Source organism: Mesorhizobium sp. M2A.F.Ca.ET.042.01.1.1 (genome assembly GCF_003997405.1).
Taxonomy (GTDB): domain Bacteria; phylum Pseudomonadota; class Alphaproteobacteria; order Rhizobiales; family Rhizobiaceae; genus Mesorhizobium.
The window spans coordinates 1-3,509 of record NZ_RZRX01000410.1 but is presented as its reverse complement, the minus strand read 5'-3'; the positions used below and the strand labels follow the sequence as shown (position 1 = coordinate 3,509).

The 3,509-nt window shown below is 63.8% G+C and carries 5 protein-coding genes; all 5 read right to left on the bottom strand.

Annotation, left to right across the window (positions count from 1 at the left end; translation table 11 throughout):
* The coding region (gene tatB / locus EOA23_RS32820; protein ID WP_127307122.1) for a Sec-independent protein translocase protein TatB at window positions 1–354 on the bottom strand (354 nt) is incomplete at its 3' end.
* A gap of 82 nt (window positions 355–436) precedes the next feature.
* Window positions 437–655 (bottom strand): twin-arginine translocase TatA/TatE family subunit, encoded by a 219-nt coding sequence (locus EOA23_RS32815; protein WP_095815328.1) that lies wholly within the window; start codon window positions 653–655, stop codon window positions 437–439.
* A gap of 283 nt (window positions 656–938) precedes the next feature.
* Window positions 939–1,694, bottom strand: a complete 756-nt coding sequence (scpB, locus tag EOA23_RS32810; protein WP_127307121.1) for an SMC-Scp complex subunit ScpB — start codon at window positions 1,692–1,694, stop codon at window positions 939–941.
* Complete coding sequence (locus tag EOA23_RS32805) at window positions 1,691–2,491, bottom strand: ScpA family protein (RefSeq protein WP_042644745.1); 801 nt, start codon at window positions 2,489–2,491, stop codon at window positions 1,691–1,693. Before EOA23_RS32805 ends, scpB begins: the two co-directional genes overlap by 4 nt.
* A gap of 63 nt (window positions 2,492–2,554) precedes the next feature.
* Window positions 2,555–3,509 (bottom strand): beta-N-acetylhexosaminidase (nagZ, locus tag EOA23_RS32800; RefSeq protein ID WP_127307120.1); only part of this gene is annotated, 955 nt, incomplete at its 5' end.

Sequence of the window (3,509 nt, the reverse complement as noted above, 5' to 3'; positions counted from 1 at the left end):
GGGCTGCGGCGTCTCTGCGGCCGGCGCCGCCGGATCGGCGGCGGGCTTCGGCTTCATCATCGTGTCGACGCCGGCCCGCACATCGGCTGCGGCCTGCTCGAACGGATTGAGCTGCTTGCGCACCTCATTCATCGGATTGAGGCTGCGAAGACTGTCGATCGAACTCTTGACGTCGTCGAGCTCGGCTTCCTTCAGCGCTTCGTTGAACTGCTTCTGGAAGTCGCCGGCCATGGCGCGCAGTTTCGCCGCGGTGCGGCCGAAGGTGCGCAGCATGTTGGGCAAATCCTTGGGCCCGACGACCACGATCATGACGACCGCGATCACCAGCAGTTCGCTCCAACCGACTTCGAACATGGCAATCTATTCCGACAAGAGCATGCCGCCCGCACATGCGAAGCGGTTTTGGGACAACGGCATGCTCAAACCAACAATCGGATCAGCTCTTGCTGACCTTTTCCTTGCCCGGCGAAACGGTCTCGTCGGCGCGGTGCTCGACGGTACGCTTGTCGTCAACGTCGTCGTCGGCCATGCCCTTCTTGAAGCTCTTGATACCCTTGGCCATGTCGCCCATCAGTTCCGGGATCTTGCCGCGGCCGAACACCAGCAGCACGATCACCAGCACGATCATCCAGTGCCAAATCGAAAACGAACCCATAACGATCTCTCTCGAATGTTTTCCCTCGGCGATGATCTATGCGTTTTCGCTCGGGGATTCAAACACAACCGCAATGAAGTTGATAAAATGGCTAGCGGATGTCACGCACTTTCGGCGTGAGCGCCTTGCTACGAATCCGCGCAGGCCTTGCTAATAGACCAATCGTGCCGGTTCCCTAAAGCATGTCTCCCGAAAGTGGGACCCGGTTTCGGGATAAAGACATGCGTAAAATCAAAAACTAAAGCGCATAGAGCGAATCTGAAAGATCGCGACGCGCTTTAGCTCACTCTTCCGTGACGCGCGGCGTCAGCAGCCCGAGCTCCTCGAGGTCGATATCGGTCAGCGCGTCCTCTTCCTCGGTCAGCGCGTCCGGATCGGCCGGTGGCACCGGCATCGAGAAATTGGCCGGCATGCGCGTCGAGAGCAGGCCGGCGCCCTTCAGCTCTTCCATGCCGGGCAGATCTCGGATCTCCTCCAGCGCAAAATGGTCGAGGAAGGCGTCGGTGGTGCCATAGGTCACCGGCCGCCCGGGCGTGCGGCGGCGGCCGCGCATCCTCACCCATTCGGTTTCGAGCAGCGTGTCGAGCGTGCCCTTCGACGTTTCGACGCCTCTGATGTCTTCGATTTCAGCGCGCGTGACGGGCTGGTGATAGGCGATGATCGCCAGCACTTCGAGCGCCGCGCGCGACAGCTTTCTCTGCTGGACGGAATCCCGGCTCATTAGGAAAGCGAGATCGCCGGCGGTGCGGAAGGCCCAGGCATCGCCGACGCGCACCAGGTTGACGCCGCGCTTGGCATAGATCTGCTGCAGATCGGCCATCGCGGCGGCAATGTTGACGCCTTCCGGCAGGCGCGCGGCAAGCTGCTTTTCGCTGACCGGCTCTGCGCTGGCGAAAACGATCGCCTCGGCCATCCGTACGGCTTCCGACAATTGCAGCCGCTCGGCGGGGTTTTCGATGGAACCCTGCTCGGCCATCTCGTCTTCCGGTTCGTCCTCGACCTTGAACGGGATCACCGAAGCGTTGGCGCGTTCGCTCATGATGCCACCTCGACTGCCTTCACCCTTTGCGCGCGGCCGCGCAGATAGATCGGCGCGAATACCTGATCCTGCCGCACTTCCAACTTGCCCTCGCGAACCATTTCGAGCGTCGCCGCGAAGGAACTGGCCATCGCCGTGCGCTTCTCTTCCGGCGCGGCCAGATACTCGATCAGGAAGCTGTCCAGCGCCGTCCAGTCGCCGACCGAGCCGACCAGCCGCGCCAACACCTCACGCGCATCCTTCAGCGACCACACGGCGCGCCGGGCGATCGTCACATTGTTGATCGCCTGCCGCTGACGCTGCTGCGCGTAGGCGGTGAGCAGATCGTAGAGCGAGGCCGAAAAGCTGTTGCGCTTCTCGATGATGACCATTTCCGGCATGCCGCGCGCGAAGACGTCGCGGCCGAGGCGGTTGCGGTTGACCAGCCGCGCCGAGGCGTCGCGCATGGCCTCCAGCCGCTTCAGCCGGAATTGCAGCACTGCCGCCAGCTCCTCGCCGCTTTCGCCCTCCTCGCCCGGCTGTTTCGGGATCAAAAGCTTCGATTTCAGGAAGGCGAGCCAGGCTGCCATCACCAGATAGTCGGCGGCAAGCTCGAGCCTCAGCGCCCGCACCTTCTCGATGAAGGCCAGATACTGCTCGGCCAAAGCCAGGATCGAAATGCGCGCCAGATCGACCTTCTGGTTGCGGGCAAGGTGCAAGAGAAGATCGAGCGGACCTTCAAAACCGGCCACGTCGACCACCAGCGAGGGGTCGCCGGTCAGGCGTGAATCGTCGTTCTCGGCCCACAGACGGTCCATCGGTGCGGCCTTCGCGGCCTTCCCTTCCAATGTCTCCGCCACTTGCCTTTCGTCCCTTCCGGTTCAGGCCACCGCTTCGAAATAGGTGGCGAATTCCGCGCGTATCGCCGTTTCGTCGGCGACGTCGCGATCCTTTATATAGGTCAGCGCCCGCTCCGCGCGCTGCAAGGACTTGCCCCTGAGCGCCGTCGTGCGCGAGGCGATCCCCGACATCTCCTCGAAAACGCCGTTGCAGTGAAGGACGAGATCGCAGCCGGCCGCAAGGATCGAGGCCGCCTTTGTCGGGAAATCCCCAGAAAGTGCCTTCATCGACGTGTCGTCGCTCATCAACAGCCCGTCGAAGCCGATCTCGCCGCGGATCACCTGGTTGACGACCTTGGCGGAGGTCGTCGCAGGATTGTCGGGATCGATGGCACTGTAGACGACATGCGCCGTCATCGCCAACGGCAGCGCGTTCAACGCCTTGAACGGGGCAAAATCATGCCGCCTGAGCTCCTCGAGCGGCGTATCGACGGTCGGCAGCGCGAAATGCGTGTCGGCAAAGGCGCGGCCATGGCCGGGAATATGCTTCATCACCGGCAGCACGCCGCCCGACATCAGGCCCTCGGCCGAGGCCCGGCCAAGCTCGATCACGGCATTGGGCTCCTTGCCATAGGCGCGCGCGCCGATGACGTCGCTGGCGCCTTCGACCGGAACGTCGAGCACCGGCAGGCAGTCGGCGGTGATGCCCAGGCGGGAAAGATCGAAGGCATGCAGCCGCGCCATCAGCCAGGCGGCGCGGCGGCCGGCTTCCTTGTCCTCGCGCCACAGCGCGCCGAGCGCGCCCCCGGCCGGATAGTTCGGCGCCAGCGGCGGACGCCGGCGCTGCACCCTGCCGCCTTCCTGGTCGATGAAGACGGGAGCCCCCGGGCGGCCGACGCAGTCGCGCATCGCGGCGACCAGATCGCGGATCTGTGCCGCCTCGCCGATGTTGCGCGCAAACAGGATGAAGCCCCAGGGACGTTCGTCCCGATAGAAG

Coding starts and splice junctions, on each gene's coding strand:
- EOA23_RS32815 (WP_095815328.1), bottom strand. CDS start 655: ATGGGTTCGTTTTCGATTTGGCACTGGATGATCGTGCTGGTGATCGTG.
- scpB (WP_127307121.1), bottom strand. CDS start 1,694: ATGAGCGAACGCGCCAACGCTTCGGTGATCCCGTTCAAGGTCGAGGAC.
- EOA23_RS32805 (WP_042644745.1), bottom strand. CDS start 2,491: ATGGACCGTCTGTGGGCCGAGAACGACGATTCACGCCTGACCGGCGAC.